Below are 17,846 nucleotides of genomic sequence, written 5' to 3'. Positions count from 1 at the left end.
TATGAATAATATGGTAGTTTCTTATTTCTTTTCCGGTTTGGGTAATAAAACTTTTCTTGAAAGTTTGAATTTACCTGTCTTCGGATCGATATCCAACAGTTTTACCTCAATTTCGTCTCCCTCTTTGATACCGGCCTCTTCAACTGTTTCCAATCGTTTCCAGTCAATTTCAGAGATGTGAAGTAATCCGTCCTTACCTGGCAGGAATTCAACAAATGCCCCATAAGGCATAATAGAGCGTACTTTGCCTTTATATACTTCGCCAATTTCCGGGACAGCAACGATTCCTTTAATTAAGCGCATGGCATCTTCGATACTCTTTTTATTGGTACCGGATATTTCGATACGGCCAATATTGTCAATTTCTTCGATGGTAATGGTGGCGCCTGTTTCTTCCTGCATTCCTTGAATGATTTTTCCACCCGGGCCAATCACTGCTCCGATAAATTCTTTCGGTATAGCCATTGTCTCAATGCGCGGAGCGTGGTCTTTCAAGTCGGCACGTGGTTCCTGAATGGTTTCAGTTATCTTACCAAGAATGTGCATACGACCTTCTTTCGCTTGGTTCAATGCACGTTCCAGAATTTCGTATGACAGACCGTCTACCTTGATGTCCATCTGTGTGGCGGTTATTCCGTCTTTGGTTCCTGTTACCTTAAAGTCCATATCTCCCAAATGGTCTTCATCGCCAAGAATATCAGAAAGCACGGCATATTTTTCTTCACCTGCATTTTTGATTAACCCCATGGCGATACCTGATACCGGTTTCTTAATTTTAACTCCGGCATCCATCAGTGCCAGTGTACCAGCGCATACAGTAGCCATGGAAGACGAGCCGTTTGACTCCAGGATATCTGATACAACGCGTACTACGTACGGATAATCAGCAGGTATCATTCCTTTCAAAGCACGCCATGCCAAGTGGCCGTGACCTACCTCGCGACGGCCAACACCACGTTGTGCTTTAGCTTCACCTGTAGAGAAAGGAGGGAAGTTATAGTGCAATAAGAAGCGTTCTTTTCCATGAGTCAGAACGTCATCGATAATTTTTTCATCCAGTTTGGTTCCCAGCGTAACAGAACTCAATGACTGAGTTTCACCACGTGTGAAGATAGCTGAACCGTGAGGTCCTGGCAGATAACCGACTTCACTCCAGATCGGACGAATTTCATTGGTCTTGCGTCCGTCGAGACGTTTACCTTCATCAAGGATGCAACGGCGCATTGCTTCTTTTTCCACATCATGGTAATAACGATCGATCAATGAAGCCTTTTCTTCCAATTCTTCTTCGCTGAATTGAGCTTTGAATTCTTCGCGTATGGCATCAAAAGCATCCTGACGTTCGTGTTTGTTTTTGTTTCCAGATTGAGCTACAGCATATGCTTTATCATAGCAAGCTTCACGAACAGCTTTGCGTAACTCTTCGTCATTTACTTCATGACAGTATTCACGTTTTATGGTTTTGCCGACTTCTTCTGTCAGCTCCATCTGTGCCTTGCAATGAACTTTGATGGCTTCGTGGGCGACTTTCATTGCTTCCAACAACTCGGCTTCGGATACTTCGTGCATTTCGCCCTCTACCATCATGATGTTTTCATAAGTAGCGGCTACCATGAGATCCATATCCGCCTTCTCAAGCTGATCGAAAGTCGGGTTGATGACGAACTGGCCATCAATACGTGCTACACGCACTTCAGAGATCGGTCCGTTGAAAGGGATATCTGAAACGGCAAGTGCTGCTGAAGCGGCAAGTCCTGCCAAAGCATCAGGCATATCAACGCCATCGGCTGAAAACAGGATGATGTTTACATATACTTCTGCGTGGTAATTATCGGGGAATAAAGGGCGGAGCGCGCGGTCGACTAAACGGCAAGTAAGAATTTCATAGTCAGAAGCTCTGCCTTCTCTTTTGGTGAAACCTCCGGGAAAACGGCCGAATGCTGAAAATTTCTCTTTGTACTCTACCTGAAGTGGCATAAAATCTGTTCCGGGAACTGCATCTTTAGCGGCACAAACAGTAGCAAGTAACATGGTGTTTCCCATGCGAAGCATTACAGAACCGTCTGCCTGTTTTGCCAACTTTCCCGTTTCGAGCGTGATGGTTCTGCCATCTCCCAGCTCGATCGTCTTAACAATTGGGTTGATCATAAAAATTGTTTTATCTATATTTTCTTTCAAAATTCCCGCAAAGATACACATTTATCCTTCTAATATCGTGAAAATGAGATAAAAAGTTACTGCTTATTTGGTTTTTTTTCATAAAAGGGGTGAAGAACAGGGCAAAATGCTTTGACTAATCTTGAAAAGAAGTATATTTGCAGTTTGAAAATAACACGCACAGTTTATGAAAAAGATAACTTTAGTGGCACTTGCTGCTTTGGCTTTGGGTTCTTGTAATAATGGTCCTCAGTTTAATGTAAATGGAGAAGTGGCCGATGCTGATGGAAAAATGCTTTATTTGGAGGCTTCAGGATTGGAAGGGATTATCCCTTTGGATTCGGTGAAGTTAAGTGGTAAAGGCTCTTTCGGCTTTAAACAAGCCCGTCCTGAATCACCTGAATTTTATCGTTTACGTATAGAAGACAAAGTCATCAATTTTTCAGTGGATTCTACTGAGACAATTGCTATTAATGCGCCATATACGGAATTTGCCACGGCTTATATAGTGGAAGGGTCCGAGAATAGTCGGAAAATAAAAGAATTAAGCTTGAAGCAGGCGAGATTGCAGCAAGATGTCAATGAGTTGTTGAATGCGGCTCGGGCCAATAAAATAAGGAATGATGTTTTTGAGGATAGCTTGTCTGCATTGGTCAACGATTATAAGAATGACGTAAAGATCAATTATATTTTTGCCGAACCCAATACGGCTGCTGCGTATTTTGCTCTGTTCCAGAAATTGAATGATTATTTGATTTTTGATCCGTTAAACAATAAAGATGATATCAAATGTTTTGCAGCGGTGGCTACGAGCCTTAATAATACGTATCCTCATGCGGTTCGTTCCAAAAACTTATATAATATTGTGATAAAAGGAATGAAGAATACCCGTACTCCGGTAAAAAAGACCATTGAAATACCTAAGGAAAAAATAGTAGAGACCGGGCTTATTGATATCAGTTTGCGCGATTTGAAAGGCAATATCCGTAAATTGACCGACCTGAAAGGTAAAGTCGTATTGCTGGATTTTTCGGTTTATCAGACCCAGACCGGTGCGCCTCATAATCTGATGTTGCGTGACCTTTACAATAAATATGCAAGTCAGGGATTTGAAATTTATCAGGTATCTTTGGATGCGGATGAGCATTTTTGGAAAACATCAGCAGATAACCTGCCTTGGATATGCGTGCGTGACGGTAATGGAGTATATTCAACAAATGCGGCCGTGTATAATGTTCGCCAGTTGCCGGCTTATTTCCTGATCAATCGGAAGAATGAGTTAAGCGGTCGTGGAGAAGACATAAAAGATCTGGATAGTGCGATCAAGGAATTGCTCTAGGGTGTTATTATATAGAAGTTTTCGTTTAAATATGTTACATAGCATTGGTTTTTACTTGACACGTATCGTTTAAAAGCCTATCTTTGCAGAAATAATTATAGGAAGAGGGTTCCAACATGGCTCATGTTGGAATTCTTTTTTGTTTTATATGACCGAAAATAAAAAAGGAGGAAAAATCATGGCTTATATGTCAGAAGAAGGTTACAAGAAATTAATGGCAGAACTGAAAGAATTGGAAACAGTGGAGCGCCCCAAGATTTCTGCCGCAATAGCTGAAGCGCGCGATAAAGGAGATTTATCGGAAAATGCAGAATATGATGCTGCCAAAGAAGCTCAGGGGATGCTTGAAATGAGAATCAATAAGTTGAAAGCAGTGATTGCTGATGCTAAAATCATCGATGAATCCAAACTCAAAACTGATTCTGTGCAGATTTTATGTAAAGTGGAACTGAAGAATATGAAGAACGGCATGAAGATGGTTTACACGATCGTTTCTGAAAGCGAAGCAAATCTGAAAGAGGGGAAGATATCCGTAAATACCCCTATAGCACAAGGCTTGCTAGGAAAGAAAGTGGGTGATATCGCTGAAATTCAGGTTCCGCAGGGTAAAATCAATCTTGAAGTAGTGAACATTTCGATTTAACACAAAGGCAGGTCTCCTTAAAGGAGCTTGCCTTATTTTATATAGTAAGGTTATGGCAACAATATTCAGTAGAATTATCGCAGGTGAAATACCCTGCTATAAGGTGGCGGAAGACGATCGTTTCTTTGCTTTCCTTGATATTAATCCGTTAGTACAGGGACATACCTTGGTTGTTCCTAAACAGGAGATTGATTATATTTTTGATTTAAACGACGATGACTTGGCAGCTATGCACGTTTTTGCAAAGTCGGTAGCCCGTGCCATTGAAAAAGCTGTTCCTTGTAAACGTGTAGGTGTGGCTGTTATGGGGCTGGAGGTTCCTCATGCTCATATCCATCTGATTCCTATTAATAAAGAGTCGGATATGATTATTTCCAACCCGAAACAGAAATTATCCGATGAAGAGTTCAAGGCAATTGCCACTGATATCCAGCAAGCATGGATGAATAAATGATTTTTCTTCCCTTTTAGAATGATATGATAAGCAGAGGCGTATTGTCCGATAGAAGGATAGTACGTCTCTTTTTCTTTCAATCCGTTTTGTTTCTCATTTAAAACTCCTACATTTGTGCTATAATATAATAATGTAAAGCATGAAACGTAGTTTATTCTCAATAATTACTCTCTTTTTCATCACTTTGTTTGTTGCTGCCCAACCACGAATCTCGTCTAATAAAGAGACGCATAACTTCGGGCAGATAGAGTGGAAGCATCCTGTGAGTGTGGAATATATCATCACCAATACAGGCGATAAACCCTTAGTCTTGACCAATGTCACCACATCCTGTGCCTGTTCGGTTGCGGATTGGACTAAAACACCTATTGCTCCTGGTGATAAAGGATTTGTCACCGCTACTTTCGATGCCGAAGCTTTGGGACATTTTGAAAAGACGGTCGGTATCTACAGCAACGCTCAGCCCAGTCTGGTTTATCTCAAATTTACAGGTGAGGTGGTTCGTGAAGTGACCGATTACACAAAGACGCACCCTTATACGATTGGTTCAATTCGTTTGGATCGTAACGAATTCGATTTTCCTGATGCACATCGTGGGGAGAAGCCGACAATAACTTTTAGTGTTGTTAATCTTTCAGGGAGTCCCTATGAACCTGTACTGATGCACCTTCCCCCTTATTTGAAGATGGAGAAGAGCCCTGAAGTACTTCTTAAAGGCAAGAAAGGTACAATCAAATTAACGCTCGATACGGAACAACTTACCGATTTGGGACTCACCCAAACATCTGTCTACCTGGCCCGTTTCTCAGGCGATAAAGTTGGTGAGGAAAATGAGATTCCCGTATCGGCTATTCTTCTTCCCGATTTTACCGGTATGTCCGAGCAAGACCGCCTGAATGCTCCATCTATTAGCCTGTCTGAAACCAATATCGATCTTAGTGCCCGTCTGGCAAAGAAAAACAAAGCTTCGCACGATATTGTTATAACCAACACGGGGAAATCGCCTTTGCAGATTAATAAATTGCAAGTATTCAATTCTTCTGTTGGCGTAAGTTTGAAGAAAGCACTTCTGCAACCGGGTGAAAGTACGAAACTGCGTGTGACTATCCATCGGAAAAACGTTGGTAAGAAGAAACATCACCTGCGTATTCTGATGATCACGAACGATCCCGTTCAACCGAAAGTCGAAATTAATGTAAAACGATAAATCTAAATACCATTACCATGGAACATCCTGAAAACAGTGAAGAATATAAAGGGCTGGTTGTTAACAAAGGTATCGAACAGCCCGCATCAGTGAATCCTTATCTGAAACGTAAACCTCGGAAACGTGAGCTTTCCGTAGCTGAATTTGTGGAAGGGATCGTAAAGGGCAATATAACGATTCTTAGCCGTGCCGTGACACTTGTGGAAAGTGTAAGACCTGAACATCAGGCTATTGCTCAGGAAGTAATAGAGAAGTGTTTGCCGTATTCAGGCAATTCGATTCGCATCGGAATCAGCGGTGTTCCCGGTGCCGGTAAAAGTACTTCGATCGATGTTTTCGGATTGCATGTGCTTGAAAAAGGAGGGAAGTTGGCAGTCCTTGCCATCGATCCGAGCAGTGAGCGTAGTAAAGGCAGTATCTTAGGGGATAAAACCCGTATGGAGCAGCTTTCCGTTCATCCCGATTCATTCATTCGTCCCAGTCCATCGGCCGGTTCATTGGGAGGCGTTGCGCGCAAGACCCGTGAAACGATTATTCTTTGTGAGGCAGCAGGATTTGATAAGATTTTTGTTGAAACTGTTGGAGTGGGGCAGAGCGAGACTGCCGTACATTCAATGGTGGATTTTTTCCTGTTGATTCAGCTTGCAGGTACGGGAGACGAGCTTCAAGGCATAAAGCGAGGAATCATGGAGATGGCTGACGGTATTGTCATTAATAAAGCCGATGGAAATAATATTGATAAAGCTAAACTTGCCGCATCCCAGTTCCGCAATGCATTGCATCTTTTCCCTGCTCCTGATTCGGGATGGACTCCGCAAGTATTGACTTACTCCGGTTTCTATAATATCGGAGTGAAAGAAATCTGGGACATGGTGTATGAATATATCGACTTTGTGAAGGGAAATGGCTATTTCGAATTTCGCCGTAATGAGCAAAGCAAATATTGGATGTATGAGAGCATCAACGAACAGTTGCGTGATAGTTTTTATCATAATGCAAAGATTGAATCGATGCTGGCGGAGAAAGAACGCCAAGTGTTGAGTGGCAATCTAACCTCATTTATTGCTGCAAAAGCATTGCTGGATACTTATTTTGAGGATTTACGAAAATAGTAAATATGAAGACGAAGAAAGTCTTTCTTTTCTTGGTTTGTGCATGTATCGCTCTTTTGGTAGATGCACAAACCAAAATTACTCCCTATACCCGCTTATTTCTGAAAAAATATTCCCAAACAACGGATACTGTTTATCATAGCCATTCGTCATTCCCCAAGCCGTCTCTGCGAAATGGCATACCGACCATAGGCGCTTTTATTGAATTGAAAGAGGGTGCGAATGTTGAAGAAGCAATCAGCTTAGGTGCTAAAGTGTGTTGCAGAGTTGGAAACGTATTGACTGTAGAGATTCCGGTGGATAAGATTACGGCACTTGCCGAATCGGACGCTATCAAGCAGCTTGATGTGGAGAAGCCTGTAAAACCGCATAATGATGCAAGCCGGCATTTAACAAAGGGGGAGTTCGTGCAGGATGCCACCGGCTTGAAACAACCCTATACCGGATCGGGAGTGATCGTCGGTATTTGTGATACGGGCTTCGATTTCAATCATATTTCATTTATGGATACTGACGGGCGGTTACGCATAAAACAGGTTTATATGCCTGAAGATAACACAGGTACTTCTCCTTCTTTTGAATTGGAGGGTGAGACGTTCATTTTGCCCGGTTCGGAGTACACTGCCCCGGAGGAGATAAGCCAGCTTACTACTGATAATCCTAACCAGTCCCACGGTAGCCATACCTTAGGTACGGCAGCAGGGGCTTACTTGGGAAACAATTTTTATGGTTATGCAACCGAAGCCGATATTGTATGTTGCGGTATGCCGGAAGAGGCATTGACGGATGTAAATATTGCTAATTCCATAGCATATATATTCAGATATGCCGAAAGTGTCGGCAAGCCGGCCGTCATAAATGTCAGCCTTGGCGGGCATGAAGGGGCGCATGACGGTACGTCTTTTTTGCCTCGGATGTTTGATGGTATATGCGGGAAGGGCAAGCTTATTTCTGTTTCGGCAGGTAATAATGGGGGTACTCGGGTACATTTAACCGGGCAATTCACCGAAAAGGATAATGAATTGAAGACATGTGTATGCCCAGGCGATTTCAATGGATACGTAGATGCTTGGAGTAAAACGAGTAGCCCTATAGGAGTGAAAATGTTTGCGTATAGATCGTATTACCCGGAAAAAATCGTCTATGAGACTCCACTATTCTTTCCTGGAGGAGAAGGAGAAGTCGTTTATGATTCTTCTAAGATGCCGGAATTGGCTCGATACTATCAAGGAACGATTGCGTTTGCTTCGGAGATCAATCCGTATAATGGTAAATTCCACGTCCTGATTGAATCAGAACTGTCTAAAGTGGAATCTTCCGAAGCGGCTTATAATGTGTTGGGTTTCGCGTTCGTCGGTGATGCCGGTGAGCAGGTGGATGCCTGGGTGGGCGATCGTTATGAGTTTTTCAGCCAAGGCTTTGGCCTTGGAGGAGACTATGATTACTCTATCAGCGACTTGGCGACAGGGGATAGTACCATAACGGTAGGTGCGTATAACTCTAAGAATTTTTATAAATCGATTGGTGGGCAAGAGATTAATTACGGTGAATCCATGCCATTGGGCGAAATATCCTATTATTCGAGCTATGGTCCTGATATGCGAGGCGTTCGCAGACCGGATGTGATTGCTCCGGGAACTTTTGTAACTTCAGCGGTCAACGGATATGACAAGAACAATGTGGAACTGAATCACGGAATGTTAGCGGCAGAAACAGAAGCTAACGGCAGAAAGTACCACTGGGGAAATATGTGGGGCACGTCTATGGCGGCACCTGCCGTTACCGGCATCATTGCGCAATGGCTCGAGGCTGACCCGAATCTGACACCGGCACGTGTCAAAGATGTCCTGAAGAAGACTGCTATCAGAGATGAATATACCACTTTCGAAAATGCGGAACTTTGGGGATTCGGCAAGATTGATGCCTATGCCGGACTGCTCGAGATACTGAAAGGCATTACCGGGCTGGAAGCGGAAAGGAACATTAATAAAGTGCTTGTTTCGAATCCTGTAGACGGCAGTTTTCAAGTTTTTGCACCCGGTGAAACCGGCAAGGTGTCTGTGAATCTGTACAGTCCGGGCGGTGTATTGTTATATACCACCACCCAGTCTGACGGAGGAACTGTACAAGTCGATGCCGGAAAACTCCGGGGAACAGGAATAAACATTCTGCAAGTAACCGGGGAGAAAACGAACTACCGGACTAAAATATATTTGGAATAAGATGCAGCTGTCACTAATAGGTTGAAATCTTGTCTATCCGTCTTTTCTGTCTTTTTCTCTCCCGCATTCGCCTTTTCTGCCTTTTTTTATTGGATAGGCACCAGAGGCGGGTGGGTGAAAGCACCAAATGCTTGGCATATCGTCTACTGAATCCTTAAAAGGGGAATGTCAATAAATTTCAGCTTTTGATACTTGTGCTTTAAGATCAAACTTACAAACTTATGTGGCTGATAGTCAATGCTGATTGATGACCGTTTTTTCCTCACCGATGAACGACCTCTTCCTCGGTGATGAAGACCTTCTTCCTCGGTGAGGAAGAGGCTCCTCATCACCGAGCAACGATGCCCTCAGTTGGGGGCTTTGCTTATGTAATAAGATTTCACTCGCTTCCATGATTAAAAGATGACTGTGACAAGCTGTTTTCCCCATTCCACTGGAAGAAGTATTGCCGTATTTTGTCTTTTCGTGCTATCTTTCATGGCTATAGTAGATAGTGCTTTATACTCAAACGGAATTGGTTCGCGGAAATTGAGGCTTCCAATGGTAGTAAATCAATGCAGGTGTGAGTTTGCTTTTTTGCAAACCAATTCTGATTTACTATAAAAAGAAAGTTGTAACTTTGCACCCCCAAAAGCAAAACAGGAAAATAAATATTATAGAGATGACTACAAATAAGATGATGACTGAGCAAGAAGAACAACTTTTGCTTCTACGCCGTAAACTAGACTTATTGCTTCGTACCGGTAAATTGCTAATGGAAAGCGCGGCAGACACCAATCGAATTGTGCGGAATATGAACCGTGTTGCAGCTTACCTCGGTCTGCCGGAAGATAAATTGCATATCGATGTAAGGTATACGATGTTGATTGTTAACCTGAGTGATGAGGCGCATTCTTTTTCCAAGTTCCAGAAATGCGAATCACATGGCATTAATATGACGGCCATTTCCGCTATCAGCAAACTTTCCTGGCGTGCCATAGAGAAGGATTATTCTCTCGACCAGTATGAAGAAGAGTTGGAAAAAATCCGTAAGCAACCACGCAATTATACTCCTTACGTAGTTGCTATTGGGGCTGGTTTCGCCTGTGGTGGATTTTGCAAATTGTTCGGTAGCGACTGGATGGCCTTTTTATTAGCTTCCATTTGCGCTTTCGCTGGTTTCCGTGTACGTGCGCGTCTTCTTGAGGCGGGGCTTAATGTATATATGAGTATCGGTGTGGCAGCTTTTGTCTCTACTTGTCTGGCTTATCTTTCATCATTTACAGGTTGGTCGTCCACTCCTTATCTTCCTTTGCTGGCATGTGCCCTGTTTATTGTCCCCGGAGTTCCTTTGATTAATTTTGTGGATGATATGATTGATAACTACTTGTTGGTCGGTATCACCCGTGCCGCCAATACGGTGATGATGGTTGGAGCGATGGCTTTCGGTATTGTGTTGGCTATTCGCCTGTGTGTGATGGAGGATGTCAGTATCGATAAGAAGTTCAGCGAGCTAAGTATGATCCCGCACGATCCTTATTATGTCTATGCCATTGCCGCTGCCATTTCTGCGATGGGTTTCTCGATGATATTTAATATCCAGCGTCGTTTGCTTTGGGTTGTTGCCTTAGGAGGTATTATAGCGGTATGTACCCGTAATTTTGTTAATTTCGAGTTGGGGTTTGGTCCCGTCATCGGCTCGTTCATGGGAAGTTTTGTTGTTAGTCTGATTGGTGTCAAAGCCGTTCATTGGTTTCATGTCCCCAACCATGTATTGTCCATTCCTTCGGTTATACCGATGATTCCCGGTGTACTGATGTTCCGTTCGCTGCTCGGTTTTATCGGCATGCATGGTGTAGTGGGGGAAGTGACCTTTGCTTTCTTCAATGGCATCAATTCAGCCTTGATCATTCTTTGCATTGCACTGGGCGTAGCCGTTCCGAATATCTTTGCCCGTCGGTATATCGCTAAAGACCGTCAGAAATTTCTTCAAGAAGAACTGCAAAAGCGTAAAGCACGTGGCAAATTCCTGGAATGGTAGGAATAAGGAAAGAAATCCGTAAATCAGGTAGTTATATCCGTAATTGGGGTAGGTGGCCACTTGTTGCAATCCTTTAACTTTGCAAAGTGAAATCAATAAAATTACAGGTGGCATGAAAGATATCAATTTGACAAAACGAAAGCTGTGTGTCGTAATGTTAGCATGCTTTTGCATCATGGGAAACTTGTCTGCTGCAAACTCTACCGGAGAGATTGTTGCAATGAAGAATCCCGCCCAAATGGCAGATGATAAATTTAATACTGATATAACGATGAACGGAAATCTGAATTTAGTGGAGGAGTGGGATAAGGTGTTCCCACAAAGCAATAAAGTGAATCACAGCAAAGTGACTTTCCGTAACCGCTACGGGATCACACTCGCTGCCGATATGTACATACCGAAAAATGCGACAGGCAAACTACCCGCCATTGCCGTTTCAGGTCCATTTGGAGCCGTAAAGGAACAGTCGTCGGGACTTTACGCCCAGACGCTTGCCGAGCGTGGGTTTCTGACTATTGCTTTCGATCCATCGTACACAGGCGAAAGTGGTGGCGAGCCCCGTTATGTGGCTTCTCCCGACATCAATACGGAGGATTTCAGTGCTGCGGTCGATTACCTTTCAACGCGCAATGATGTCGATCCCGAACGAATCGGTATCCTCGGCATTTGCGGCTGGGGTGGCTTGGCTCTCAATGCAGCGGCTATCGACACCCGCATTAAGGCAACCGTAACTTCGACCATGTACGACATGAGTCGCGTCAATGCCAACGGCTATTTCGACTCGATGGATGCCGATGCCCGTTACGAGCTTCGTAGGCAGCTTAACACCCAGCGGACTGAGGATGCGAAAAAAGGTACGTATGCTCTTGCCGGAGGTGTGGTCGATCCTCTTCCTGCAGATGCTCCGCAGTTCGTAAAAGATTACTACGATTACTATAAGACCGGACGCGGCTACCACTCCCGTTCGCTAAATTCGAACAATGGCTGGAACAAGACTTCGGCTTTGTCATTCATCAATATGCCTTTACTCACATATAGTGATGAAATCCGTAGTGCTGTACTTATGATTCATGGTGAAAAAGCTCACTCTCGTTATTTCAGCGAGGATGCTTTCAAGAAGTTGCAAGGCAACAACAAGGAATTGGTGATTATTCCCGGAGCAAACCATGTGGATTTATACGATCGGATGGATGTAATACCTTTCGACAAGTTGGAAAGATTCTTCAACAATTATCTGAAGTGATTATACAAAAGCAAAAGACATCGCAATCGACGGATTTTTGGAATAGGTCAAGACGTGTGAATCGTTCCTTCCGATATCCGTCGTTTTTATAGGCGAGTTGGATCAACGGCTGATAAGATCCGCTCTCGATTTGCTTTGTGTCACGATGTAGACCCCTAGGAATACAAGTCCGATGGCTAAGCCTTTTGCCCATCCGAAAGTGCCTACTCCCATGATGACCGCTGCGATGGAAGCTACAATCGGTTGGACGTAATTATACATGCTCACTACGGTTGGGCGTAATAGTTTCTGTGCCGTCATCACGCAGATATAGGCGATGAAGCTTCCCCCTAACACTACATACGACACTTGGAAGATAGCCGTGGCAGATATGGTTTCCCATTGGATGATTGCTATGTCATTATAGGAAAATGGAATATAACACATCGAGGCGTATATGAACATCCATTTGTTGATTGTCACGGCAGAATATTGTTGTGTCAATCCCTTGAATACGGTCAGATAGATGGAGAAACTGAGCTGTGCCAGCAAGCATAGCAGATCTCCCCAAATACTGCTCCCCCCATTTGCAGAAGTCTGACTGCTCAGTATTAATATCAATGCCCCCATTGCCCCGACAAAGATACCCAGTACTTTCTTGTTTGTTATAGGCTCTTTCAGGTAGATGGCAGCCACAATCATAGTGATAATCGGCAAAGTGGTAGTCACGATGGACGCATCGATAGGCGATGTGAGTGACAATCCGAAAATGAACACGCCCTGATTGAATACTAATGCGAATAGTGAAGCGAAGAAGATCTTCAACATGTCTTTAGGGGGTACGTGTTCTTGTCGGCAAAACACGGAAAGAATCCAGAACGCTGCCGCTGCCCCTACCATACGGAATGTCGTGACCGAAAGTGCGGAAAATTCCTGCAATGCGGATTTGCCGATCGGGGACATCAATCCCCACATGATGTTGGCAGTCAGGGCAAACAGATGCCCTTGCGTATTCTTGCTGATATTCATCTTTTTTGTTACCTTTATCGAAAACTCCGGCAAAGGTAACTATTTTATCATTTGATTTCTCTATATTTGCCTTGATATAAAGCAAGAACAGTATGGAAAAACAGGCCAATTATATCAGGCGCATTGAAATAACCGGGTTATGGGGGCGATACGACATCGCCTGGGATCTGAATCCGGAGGTAAATATTCTTTCGGGCATCAATGGGGTAGGGAAGACAACCATCCTCAACCGTTCCGTGGGTTATCTGGAAGAACTTACGGGAGAAGTGAAAAACGGAGTGAAAGACGGAGTGTCGATTTATTTCGATGATCCCGAAGCGACTTTTATCCCTTATGACGTGATCCGCAGTTACGACCGTCCCCTCATCATGGGCGATTTTACCGCCCGGATGGCCGACAAAAATGTAAAGTCGGAACTGGACTGGCAACTCTATCTTTTACAGCGCCGCTATCTGGATTATCAGGTGAATATCGGCAATAAGATGATCGATCTCCTTTCCGGTAATGATGATGAACAGCGAAAGAAAGCTGCCGGGCTGTCCCAAGCCAAAAAGCGCTTTCAAGACTTGATAGACGAGCTGTTCAGTTATACCCGGAAAAAGATTGACCGGAAACGGAATGATATCGCTTTCCATCAGGACGGTGAACTTTTGTTGCCTTATAAACTCTCTTCCGGAGAGAAACAAATGCTTATTATCTTGCTGACCGTATTGGTTCAGAACAACGAACATTGTGTCCTTTTTATGGATGAACCGGAAGCATCGCTCCACATCGAATGGCAGCAGAAACTCATCGCCATGATCAGGGAGCTGAACCCGAATGTGCAAATCATACTGACAACCCATTCACCTGCCGTCATCATGGAGGGATGGCTTGATGCCGTAACGGAGGTAAGCGATATATCTACTAACATTAATCATTGAATCCCGTGGCACGAAATTTACGCGACAATCTGACTTCTGCTTATTTTGATGCGGCTCACAAGCTTTACCCTAAAAAGTCGCGCCGTAGGATTGTGGCTTATGTGGAAAGTTACGATGATGTGCCCTTTTGGCGTACTTTGCTGGAAGAGTTTGAGAATGATGAATGCTATTTTCAGGTAATGCTTCCTTCCGCCACTTCGTTGGCAAAAGGGAAGAAGATGGTGCTGATGAACACTTTGAATACGGATGAGTTGGGCAAAAGCCTTATTGCCTGTGTCGATAGCGATTATGATTTCCTGTTGCAGGGAGCTACGTCCACTTCCCGTAAAATAAACCGGAACCGTTATATCTTCCAGACGTATACTTATGCCATCGAGAATCATCATTGCTTTGCGGAAAGTCTTCATGAAGTATGCGTGCAAGCTACTTTGAACGATCATTCATTGATCGATTTCCCGGCATTCATGAAACGTTATTCGCAGATCGCCTATCCTCTGTTTCTGTGGAACATCTGGTTTTACCACCGTCATGATACCCATACGTTCACAATGAGCGATTTCAATTCTTACGTCCGGTTGCAGGATGTAAGTCTCCGCCATCCCGAACGCGCGTTGGATGCCATGCAAAGGGTGGTTACGGCTAAACTGTCCGAGCTTCGGAAACGCTTTCCGCATTTCATCGGGGAGGTGGATGCTTTAGGTGTCCGGTTGCGTAAGTTAGGCTTAGTGCCGGAAACCACTTACTTATATATACAGGGACATCACATCATGGATAATGTGGTGATGAAGCTTCTGATCCCTGTATGCACGGCATTGCGCAGAGAAAGGGAACTGGAGATTAAAAAACTGGCAGAGCATAATTTGCAGTTCCGCAATGAACTGACGTGCTATCAGAACAGCCAGATCAGCGTGGAGGTGATGCTGCGGAAGAACAGTGCTTATAAATCCCTATATTTGCATCAGTGGCTACGCGAGGATGTGAGGGATTTTCTTGAAAAGGGATAATGAAGTTAAACAAACGGGTAATTCAGCTGTTACCCGGTTATGATAGCAACTCAAACGATACAAATGGAAGAGATTACAACTTTTATAAAAGACGAACTCCTCTCATGGGGGCTGAGTCAGTCATGGGCTGACAGTTTTACGAAAGCTATTATTCTGGTTTTTATTCTGGCTATTGCATTCCTATGCGATGCCGTTTGCCGTCATGTGATCCTGAAAGTGGTGGCGAAGCTGGTCAAACAGACTAAAGCGACTTGGGACGATATCGTTTTCGACCGTAAAGTGATGATTTACGTCAGCCACATGGTAGCTCCTGTCGTTTTGTATCTGCTTTTGCCGCTTGCCATATCCAATGGCGCTACACTGAGCTTCATACAGCGCATGTGCTTGATTTACATCATTGCCGTATTTCTTAAGTTCATCAGTGTGTTCCTTTCTGCCGTTTACCATGTGTACAGCCAGCGCGAGCAGTTTCGTGACCGTCCGCTGAAAGGCTTGTTGCAAACGGCTCAAGTCACTCTGTTTTTTATCGGAGGCATCGTAATCATCAGTATTCTGATAAATAAGTCCCCGATGTTCCTGCTGACCGGTTTGGGAGCTTCGGCCGCCATACTGATGCTGGTGTTTAAGGACAGCATTATGGGGTTCGTGTCCGGCATCCAGCTTTCCGCCAATAACATGTTGAAGGTGGGCGACTGGATTTCGATGCCTAAGTACGGTGCGGACGGGACGGTTATCGAGGTCACTCTCAATACGGTTAAAGTGCGCAACTGGGACAATACGATCATCACCATCCCGCCCTACGCTTTGGTGAGTGATTCTTTCCAGAACTGGCAAGGCATGCGCGATTCCGGTGGTAGGCGTGTGAAGCGTTCGATCAATATCGACATGCGTACCGTCCGGTTTTGCACTCCGGAGATGCTGGCTAAATACAGGAAGATACGCCTGTTGAAAGAGTATATTGATAAGACCGAAAAGGTAGTCGAACATTATAATAAGGAGCATGACATCGACAACTCCATATTGGTGAACGGTCGCCGCCAGACCAATCTGGGCGTGTTCCGCGCTTATCTGACGAACTATCTGAAAAGTCTGCCCGATGTGAATAAAGAACTGACCTGTATGGTTCGTCAGTTGCAGCCTACCGAACAGGGTATTCCTCTTGAACTCTATTTTTTCTCTTCTGTCAAGGATTGGGTGCCTTATGAAGGTATACAGGCGGATGTGTTCGATCATGTTTTGGCCATCATTCCAGAGTTTGGCCTGTCCGTATTCCAAAATCCTACCGGGGAAGACTTCCGGGCATTACGATAGACAAATTGACATTCTGTCTTTCAAGTGCGTCTCTGAAGGCTGTATTCCGGTCAATGGTACGCTCCGCTCATAAAAAACGATTGTAGTGCAATCAGGATTTTCCGTCTTTCCATCCAAACGGAACGAATATTGGTATGAGGCTTCTCCTTTCTTGTATTTTATGTCCGTAATGATCGATTTTGATGCGATTTAACTTTAATTTGTCAGACCGGGAAGCATCATCGGAAAGTTCGAAATAGCGAAAGAAAAGACGAAGAAATGCATTTTTCATGGAAATGAACCCCCTTTTTATAGATAAAGGATACTTCATTTGATGGAAATTAATACTTTATCTGCTGGATATGGTTATTTTATCTGTTGGAAATTAGTATTTCATCTGATGATGATGCTAGTTTTGTCCGTCAAAATGCCCATTTTTCTGGTTTCTGACCCCTGAACTCATGCTTTGAAAGTCTGTTTCACTCTTTTAGAAAGAGAGGCTGGTTATTGAAAAGAAAAGAATGGAAGCAAAGTGATGAGAAACCGACTGTTTTTCCTGTTAATATGATATTTGTCCGGTATACCTTTGGGAATGTAACATATTTTTCTTTGATTTTGTCTTCAAATAAATGACTAAAAACAGTAAATAGCTATTACATGTATTTTTCGGACTCAATTGCTTGGACATCTCAAGTAAACTCTCTACTTTTGTTTTTGTAATGCACGAACAGTTATTGATGACACATTGCTTTACATGTGTTTATGGCAAGTAGAACACATTAATAAAATAAGAAACTATGAGAAAGTTTGTATTATTATGTATTTCCCTTTGCTACCTTTGGGCTGCTTATGGACAGGATGTGATCCGGTATAGTTATGATAATGCCGGTAATAGAATTAAAAGGGAAATAGCCTTGTCTAGGGCAAGTGAAGCGAAGGACGATAAAAATCCTGAATCATATTCGGATAGAATTGAAGAGCATGAGATCAGAATTTACCCAAACCCTACTAAAGGTGATCTTGTAATTAATATATCTAATATTGATACTGAAAATCAGGTTACTGTTATATTGTATAACATTGAAGGTAAATTGATGAGGAGAGCAGAAGTGAATGCAGGACAGGCATTTATGGATATCAGAGATGAACAAAACGGCATTTATTTGATGCAAATAAACATTGATGAGAATAGCACGATTTGGAAAATCTTTAAGGAATAATTGA

General features: G+C 43.5%; 15 protein-coding genes. 12 read left to right on the top strand and 3 right to left on the bottom strand.

Annotated features, from left to right (window positions below):
• Window positions 1-21 precede the first annotated feature (21 nt).
• On the bottom strand, window positions 22-2,148 hold the full coding sequence (pnp, locus tag H8744_RS03810) for a polyribonucleotide nucleotidyltransferase (protein ID WP_262433576.1): 2,127 nt from the start codon (window positions 2,146-2,148) through the stop codon (window positions 22-24).
• Between the two features lie 196 nt (window positions 2,149-2,344).
• Between pnp and H8744_RS03805 the strand changes: the two genes are divergently transcribed.
• The 8 genes from H8744_RS03805 to H8744_RS03770 all read left to right on the top strand — a co-directional run bounded on the left by H8744_RS03805 (window position 2,345) and on the right by H8744_RS03770 (window position 12,397).
• Entirely contained in the window at window positions 2,345-3,496 is a 1,152-nt protein-coding gene (locus H8744_RS03805) for a thioredoxin-like domain-containing protein (RefSeq protein WP_262433575.1), read from the top strand.
• Between the two features lie 178 nt (window positions 3,497-3,674).
• Complete coding sequence (greA, locus tag H8744_RS03800; protein ID WP_305067436.1) at window positions 3,675-4,139, top strand: transcription elongation factor GreA; 465 nt, start codon at window positions 3,675-3,677, stop codon at window positions 4,137-4,139.
• Between the two features lie 52 nt (window positions 4,140-4,191).
• Window positions 4,192-4,593 (top strand): HIT family protein, encoded by a 402-nt coding sequence (locus H8744_RS03795; RefSeq protein WP_262433573.1) that lies wholly within the window; start codon window positions 4,192-4,194, stop codon window positions 4,591-4,593.
• 139 nt (window positions 4,594-4,732) lie between these two features.
• The gene (locus H8744_RS03790; protein WP_262433572.1) at window positions 4,733-5,800 is read left to right on the top strand and encodes a DUF1573 domain-containing protein; all 1,068 of its coding nucleotides are present in this window, start codon (window positions 4,733-4,735) and stop codon (window positions 5,798-5,800) included.
• 17 nt (window positions 5,801-5,817) lie between these two features.
• A complete protein-coding gene (meaB, locus tag H8744_RS03785; protein WP_262433571.1) occupies window positions 5,818-6,912 on the top strand; it encodes a methylmalonyl Co-A mutase-associated GTPase MeaB in 1,095 nt (364 codons plus the stop codon).
• A 5-nt stretch (window positions 6,913-6,917) separates the two neighbouring features.
• Complete coding sequence (locus H8744_RS03780; protein ID WP_262433570.1) at window positions 6,918-9,134, top strand: S8 family peptidase; 2,217 nt, start codon at window positions 6,918-6,920, stop codon at window positions 9,132-9,134.
• Window positions 9,135-9,810: 676 nt separating this feature from the next.
• The gene (locus tag H8744_RS03775; protein WP_305067435.1) at window positions 9,811-11,154 is read left to right on the top strand and encodes a threonine/serine exporter family protein; all 1,344 of its coding nucleotides are present in this window, start codon (window positions 9,811-9,813) and stop codon (window positions 11,152-11,154) included.
• A gap of 220 nt (window positions 11,155-11,374) precedes the next feature.
• Window positions 11,375-12,397, top strand: a complete 1,023-nt coding sequence (locus H8744_RS03770) for an alpha/beta hydrolase (RefSeq protein ID WP_439649369.1) — start codon at window positions 11,375-11,377, stop codon at window positions 12,395-12,397.
• A gap of 102 nt (window positions 12,398-12,499) precedes the next feature.
• Here the strand turns inward: H8744_RS03770 and H8744_RS03765 are convergent, their stop codons facing one another.
• Window positions 12,500-13,405, bottom strand: a complete 906-nt coding sequence (locus H8744_RS03765) for a DMT family transporter (RefSeq protein ID WP_262433568.1) — start codon at window positions 13,403-13,405, stop codon at window positions 12,500-12,502.
• 92 nt (window positions 13,406-13,497) lie between these two features.
• Here H8744_RS03765 and H8744_RS03760 point away from each other — a divergent pair, with 92 nt between their 5' ends.
• The 3 genes from H8744_RS03760 to H8744_RS03750 all read left to right on the top strand — a co-directional run bounded on the left by H8744_RS03760 (window position 13,498) and on the right by H8744_RS03750 (window position 16,643).
• Complete coding sequence (locus tag H8744_RS03760; RefSeq protein ID WP_262433567.1) at window positions 13,498-14,328, top strand: AAA family ATPase; 831 nt, start codon at window positions 13,498-13,500, stop codon at window positions 14,326-14,328.
• A 5-nt stretch (window positions 14,329-14,333) separates the two neighbouring features.
• Window positions 14,334-15,332, top strand: a complete 999-nt coding sequence (locus H8744_RS03755; protein WP_262433566.1) for a DUF4435 domain-containing protein — start codon at window positions 14,334-14,336, stop codon at window positions 15,330-15,332.
• Window positions 15,333-15,395: 63 nt separating this feature from the next.
• Window positions 15,396-16,643, top strand: a complete 1,248-nt coding sequence (locus H8744_RS03750; RefSeq protein WP_262433565.1) for a mechanosensitive ion channel family protein — start codon at window positions 15,396-15,398, stop codon at window positions 16,641-16,643.
• Window positions 16,644-16,734: 91 nt separating this feature from the next.
• On the opposite strand, the gene H8744_RS03745 is transcribed toward H8744_RS03750, so the two are convergent.
• Window positions 16,735-16,914, bottom strand: coding sequence for a hypothetical protein (locus H8744_RS03745; protein WP_262433564.1), 180 nt, complete (start codon window positions 16,912-16,914; stop codon window positions 16,735-16,737).
• Window positions 16,915-17,419: 505 nt separating this feature from the next.
• Here H8744_RS03745 and H8744_RS03740 point away from each other — a divergent pair.
• Window positions 17,420-17,842: a T9SS type A sorting domain-containing protein gene (locus H8744_RS03740; protein WP_262433563.1), complete on the top strand. Its 423-nt coding sequence runs from the start codon at window positions 17,420-17,422 to the stop codon at window positions 17,840-17,842.
• The last annotated feature ends 4 nt before the right edge of the window (window positions 17,843-17,846 follow it).

The sequence above is a fragment of the Jilunia laotingensis genome (assembly GCF_014385165.1).
GTDB lineage: Bacteria > Bacteroidota > Bacteroidia > Bacteroidales > Bacteroidaceae > Bacteroides > Bacteroides laotingensis.
The sequence above is the reverse complement of the archived record's forward strand: the minus strand, read 5'-3'. Positions and strand labels throughout refer to the sequence as shown.

Coding starts and splice junctions, on each gene's coding strand:
- H8744_RS03740 (WP_262433563.1), top strand. CDS start 17,420: ATGAGAAAGTTTGTATTATTATGTATTTCCCTTTGCTACCTTTGGGCT.
- H8744_RS03795 (WP_262433573.1), top strand. CDS start 4,192: ATGGCAACAATATTCAGTAGAATTATCGCAGGTGAAATACCCTGCTAT.
- H8744_RS03770 (WP_439649369.1), top strand. CDS start 11,375: ATGAAGAATCCCGCCCAAATGGCAGATGATAAATTTAATACTGATATA.
- H8744_RS03750 (WP_262433565.1), top strand. CDS start 15,396: ATGGAAGAGATTACAACTTTTATAAAAGACGAACTCCTCTCATGGGGG.
- H8744_RS03780 (WP_262433570.1), top strand. CDS start 6,918: ATGAAGACGAAGAAAGTCTTTCTTTTCTTGGTTTGTGCATGTATCGCT.
- H8744_RS03745 (WP_262433564.1), bottom strand. CDS start 16,914: ATGAAAAATGCATTTCTTCGTCTTTTCTTTCGCTATTTCGAACTTTCC.
- greA (WP_305067436.1), top strand. CDS start 3,675: ATGGCTTATATGTCAGAAGAAGGTTACAAGAAATTAATGGCAGAACTG.
- H8744_RS03790 (WP_262433572.1), top strand. CDS start 4,733: ATGAAACGTAGTTTATTCTCAATAATTACTCTCTTTTTCATCACTTTG.
- H8744_RS03760 (WP_262433567.1), top strand. CDS start 13,498: ATGGAAAAACAGGCCAATTATATCAGGCGCATTGAAATAACCGGGTTA.
- pnp (WP_262433576.1), bottom strand. CDS start 2,148: ATGATCAACCCAATTGTTAAGACGATCGAGCTGGGAGATGGCAGAACC.
- H8744_RS03775 (WP_305067435.1), top strand. CDS start 9,811: ATGATGACTGAGCAAGAAGAACAACTTTTGCTTCTACGCCGTAAACTA.
- meaB (WP_262433571.1), top strand. CDS start 5,818: ATGGAACATCCTGAAAACAGTGAAGAATATAAAGGGCTGGTTGTTAAC.
- H8744_RS03765 (WP_262433568.1), bottom strand. CDS start 13,405: ATGAATATCAGCAAGAATACGCAAGGGCATCTGTTTGCCCTGACTGCC.
- H8744_RS03805 (WP_262433575.1), top strand. CDS start 2,345: ATGAAAAAGATAACTTTAGTGGCACTTGCTGCTTTGGCTTTGGGTTCT.